The sequence below is a fragment of the Streptomyces sp. NPDC059003 genome (assembly GCF_042740445.1).
Classification (GTDB): Bacteria; Actinomycetota; Actinomycetes; order Streptomycetales; family Streptomycetaceae; genus Streptomyces.
On record NZ_JBHYJH010000349.1, the window covers coordinates 1 to 4,141 of the forward strand.

General features: G+C 58.8%; 2 protein-coding genes and 3 pseudogenes. 1 reads left to right on the top strand and 4 read right to left on the bottom strand.

What is annotated here, in order from left to right; all coding sequences use genetic code 11:
• Positions 1-97 precede the first annotated feature (97 nt).
• The 4 genes and pseudogenes from ACFWZ5_RS45160 to ACFWZ5_RS45175 all read right to left on the bottom strand — a co-directional run.
• Positions 98-1,261: a YcaO-like family protein gene (locus ACFWZ5_RS45160; RefSeq protein ID WP_384893003.1), complete on the bottom strand. Its 1,164-nt coding sequence runs from the start codon at positions 1,259-1,261 to the stop codon at positions 98-100.
• Between the two features lie 12 nt (positions 1,262-1,273).
• Positions 1,274-2,608 (bottom strand): TfuA-like protein, encoded by a 1,335-nt coding sequence (locus ACFWZ5_RS45165; RefSeq protein WP_384893006.1) that lies wholly within the window; start codon positions 2,606-2,608, stop codon positions 1,274-1,276.
• Between the two features lie 634 nt (positions 2,609-3,242).
• A pseudogene (locus ACFWZ5_RS45170) lies at positions 3,243-3,554 on the bottom strand (transposase); the annotation flags it as partial.
• Between the two features lie 128 nt (positions 3,555-3,682).
• Positions 3,683-3,835, bottom strand: a pseudogene (locus ACFWZ5_RS45175) (transposase); the annotation flags it as partial.
• Between ACFWZ5_RS45175 and ACFWZ5_RS45180 the strand changes: the two are divergent.
• Positions 3,836-4,141, top strand: a pseudogene (locus ACFWZ5_RS45180) (transposase); the annotation flags it as partial. It lies immediately after the preceding pseudogene.

The window sequence follows — 4,141 nt, forward strand, 5'->3', positions numbered from 1 at the left end:
ACACACCCTGCCCAGCACTTTCCCCCTCCAAGAAACGGGATGAAAGAGATTCAATAACCCGAAACAGATAATCAGGATTCACTCGGCGGATCGAGGCTCAATAGTTAGGGCGGGGAATTGCGTGCCGAGCACTGCTAAACAACCCCGGGCAGATAACCTTAACAACAGCGAACTCATCGCTCGTACTCAAGTCGACCGCCATTGGTTCACTTCCACACATCGCGGCGATCTGACCGCTGGCCCAAGCCAACTCGGTCTCGACATTGTCAAAGCTCTGCCGGTACGGCGCAGTTACGCTAGGATAATCTCTTGCCTGCCCGTCATGTTGAGGCCGCGCGGTAGCTCCGCGAAGAACATGCGAGTACCTGGCATCAATATCGTCGCGGCCTCCATGGATATAAGTGAGTCGACTCTGTATGGCTTCGGTGATGGCCCGGGAAAGTGCAACGCTCGGCGATGAGTGGGCTCCGGATCCTGCGGTGAGCAGTGCAAAGTCCTCACTCCAGACGAAAGCTGCGAAGCATGGGATGTTCCACCGATTCTCAACCAAAGCGACGTCAAGGAAAACGCGGCTACTGGCAATTCGTTCGATTAAGGGCGCACATATAGGGTCATCGATAGAGTCGATGCGGATATTTGTTCGAATATCGTCGGGCGTACTGCGTAGCCCACTGAGAGCGTCGCGTTCCATGACCTCGTACACAGCGTGTACGGCACCTTCGGCGAAGGAATTCCCAGAGGCCAGCCCGTTGCTGCTCACGAGCAGACCGGGAGATTTCCATTCGGTACCCGTTCGGCTTTTTAATTGAACGCAGTCGCGGGGCACAACCATATTTCGACCGGAGATGAGTCCAGAGGCACTGACCCAGTCCAGCGGACTGGCGCAGTGAACCAGGCTTCCCGGATGGTGGTCCAATTGATCAAGAGCATAGGGTAGGTGGAGAGCGGTGGCCGATACTGCACGATGCACTACCGGAGGGCAGGCGAACTCCGCGTGCCACATCTCTACGGCTTCCATGACTGCAGATATTTTAGCCAGAAGAAGGGTGTGCCCCTTCCCTTGGGAAACCGAAAGAGTGCGCGCCAGGGGGCGATATGCGACGGCCACAGGAATGCCGATTATGTCCAACCCTGTCACGTCCGCGACGCGAGTGATTCCGTAGCGCGGAAGATAACCGCTGATAATCATCCAGGTCTCGTCAGGGGGCCGCACTCGGTGCGTTCCCAGGGTAAAGACCTTGTCGCCGAGTGATCTGGACATGCGCTTAACCACTTATCCCTCCCTCTCCTCGGATCCTAGGCTTCTGTGGTAATGCCTGAGGAAGAATGGGCGGAGCGCTTGGGTTGCCTCGTCACCAGAGGTGAAGCCACGGTCCCATGCGGCTACATGAAGAGCATGGCCACCGCAAGAGGAGGGCTTGTTCCAGATCTTTTTCAGATGCTGAATCAATACCTCCCTCTTCAGATGGTCGATATGCTTGGCAAACCCCCTTCTTTCCACCTGTTCATTGAACTTCATGCTGGCTGATATCTCCAATCTGACGCATTCTTTATCAGGCAGAATAATCCGTGAGTCAGGGGCGTCGAGTTCGCCTGAAAATCGGGTTGAGCGAACGAGGACCGCGAGGATCTTTTCCCGATCGGCGAGACCGAAGACTTCCTCTGGGGTGAGCCATCGCCCGATTTGACTCTCGGATAACAGAGGCAGCGAAATTCCGAGCTGCTCGGCCACTGCAAGCGCCCTTTCTTCGAGCTCCCCAAAAGGCTTATCTGCGGATTCTCCAGAGATGGTGGAAAGTGCGTAGCGGCGCCATCGCGCGGGCTGGTCGGCAGCGAATAGGCGCTGATAGTCGTACCGTGCGGAGAGGCTGACAAAGCGGCTATCGCAAGCGCGCCCCGAGAATTGATGAATCCATCTTTGCAGGTAGGCAGTGTGCCAGCCCTCAGTCCAATTTCGGTCTGGCCACAGGCCCTCCGGGCTGATCGGCAGAGTCTTGACGAACCGGATTCCCGCCATCGCATCCTGAAACTTCAGATTGACTGCCTTGGAGGAAGTAGCTGCGAATCTCTGTACGCGCATGGCGGCCGCGTACATTTCCTCTCCTTGCACCTTAGATTCCCGTATGATTGACGCCCATGAACGCCGAGCGTAGGACAGATGCTGGGATATCTCCAATAGCTCCGCTGCATTCCTTTCGTCGACTATATCGGACTCCCGGGCAAGTATGAGGGTATGTCGGATATTGACAAGAGCTTCGCTCAGTATCCGCCAATGAGGCTCTTCGGTGTGAACGACGGCGACCTCATCGTCCGCATCGATGACGCCATCGCGATACATTTCAAATACGCGACCGATCCCGATCATCCCGTAGGGGTGAAGTTCTGCAGCGCGCAAGGCGCCCATACTGGCCGCACCGACAACTGTTACGCCCCGAGAGATGGCAAGGAGGATCTCCTTGTGGCGGATCGGAGGATTGCCGTGGTAGAGACCGTCCACCACAAGGGCAATGTCGCCTTCGGTAAGATCGGCCCGCAAGAAGTCACCGTGTTTCACCGGAGAGTGAACGACGCAATGCGGAAGCAATTCCGCTACGACCTCCTTTGCCATAGTCGGCCCGGTGAAAACATGGATTACCATTCCGGCACCTCCCCCTGATCGGCCGCCCTCATGGCGGTGAGGCGTTCTCTGTTAACGTCGTGCAATGGTGCAGAGTACCCCACATCCGGGCGGATGATAGGGGATTCTACTTTCGGTTTCAAGAGAGCGTCACACGTGATCAAGCCCAGGGGTCGCTAGGAAGCCGTTCCGTGGCCTGGCTGAAATTATTCTTTGGATGAGGGTGGGGCGTTGACCGTGATGAAGGAATGTCGTTATGATGATTCAATCATGCGGATGCGCTCACTCCGGTGCAGACGGTTGCATGACTGGCACGGGAGTGAGAATCCAGTATGGTCTCTTCCGTTCCCCCCGGCTCTAGGAGGACTTAATGGGCACCGAGAACACCGTTCAGGTCTCTGCGGACCTCTTCGAGGAAGCCGTTTCAGTCACCGACGCTCACGAAGCAACGGGTTTCATCGAAGAGTGAACTAAATCAGTCACGCGGCGTTCCGGCCTGGTAGACAACGCGCCGGGTTGGCGGTAACGGCGAGCGTGCCCGGTGCTTGAGCGTGCCGGGCACGCTCTCGCGTTCCTCTCCACGATGACGCGTGGCGCTGATCCCCCGGTCTTCGACCCCGCGTAGCTAACTTAGAGGGTGTGTCACGTGGATGGTGCAGCATGGCGTTGCATCGTAAAGGTCGATCTCTCGCGTCGGGTCGTTCCTGAGGAACCTCCGCCGACGATCGCGGACGTCCAGCCCCACTCCCCCTGGGGCACCGAGCCCATTCAGCACCACCCGGTGCAGCCGCCGCCACAAACCCGCCTCGGTCCATACCGTGAAGCGGCGATGCGCGGTGGCAGGCGACGCGCCGAACATGTGTGGCAGATGCCGCCAGGCACAGCCGCTGGTCAGCACGTACACCACCGCCGTGAACACGGCCCGCTCATCACACGGAGCGGTCCCGCCACCTTACGGACGAGCAGCGAACGACGGCAGTAACGGGGCGGCCAGCTCCCAGAGTTCATCAGGAACCAGACGCTTCGATAGATCAGCACCCACGCCCGGCATCATGCCGCACAAACGGTGTCGACCCAGGCCTTGGTGACGGTGGGGTGGTTGGCGGCGAGGTGGGTGAGGAGCTGCTTGCCAGCCTCGTTGTCGGAGACGCTGTCGGCGGTGACCATGACCAGCAGCAACAGGCCGAGGGTGTCAACGACGATGCTGCGATTGCGGCCGCCCGGCACGAGCTGCGCGAGATCATGAACGCCATCCTGTACATGGACCGCACCGGCTGTCAGTGGGCCTACCTCCCGCACGACTTCCCACCGCATCAAACGGTCTACGGCTACTTCGCCAAATGGCAGACCGACGGCATCTTTGCCCAGCTCAACAGGCTGCTGCGGGAGTTGGTACGCCAGCAGGAAGGCAAACAGCGCCACCCGTCGGCCTGCGTGATCGACGCGCAGAGCGTCAAGACCTCCACCAGTGTTCCCGCCCGGAGCCAGGGCATCGACGCGGGCAAGAGGATCGTGGGCCGCAAG